Source organism: Acetomicrobium sp. S15 = DSM 107314 (assembly GCF_016125955.1).
In the GTDB taxonomy this organism is placed as follows: Bacteria; Synergistota; Synergistia; order Synergistales; family Thermosynergistaceae; genus Thermosynergistes; species Thermosynergistes pyruvativorans.
The window spans coordinates 1-356 of the sequence record NZ_JADEVE010000110.1 but is presented as its reverse complement, the minus strand read 5'-3'; the positions used below and the strand labels follow the sequence as shown (position 1 = coordinate 356).

General features: G+C 53.4%; 1 protein-coding gene. It reads right to left on the bottom strand.

Features of this window, described 5'->3' with window-relative positions:
- Nucleotides 1-175 precede the first annotated feature (175 nt).
- Nucleotides 176-356: hypothetical protein (locus EZM41_RS02890; RefSeq protein ID WP_198469329.1), on the bottom strand; the 181-nt coding region annotated here is incomplete at its 5' end.

The following is a 356-nucleotide window of genomic DNA, read 5'->3' as shown; positions in this document are numbered from 1 at the left end:
GGCACCTCTAAATCAGCCTTAACGTACAACCTAAACTTGAGATTGACATGTTTAGGGGTCAGTGGAGGTAGTGGAGGTAGTGGAGGATAAAGGAGCGGGCTTGCCAGAGGCATCGCTGGGTGGGAATGGTCTCTGCCTCTTTATTGCGAATGTAGCCTGCCATGCCTTTCTGCAATTACCCTCGTTTTATGCCCGCGCTACTTTGGAGATCTCGGGGAACGCTTTTTTCAAGGTCGGCGCTGCCGAAGTCTGCGAAGTAAACGCCTCTGATCTCCTTTGGCACCGAAACCGGCCCCGGCACTAATCCGATCGGATATGTCTCCCGATTCGTCCTTCCCCCTCTGCGCTTTGCCATT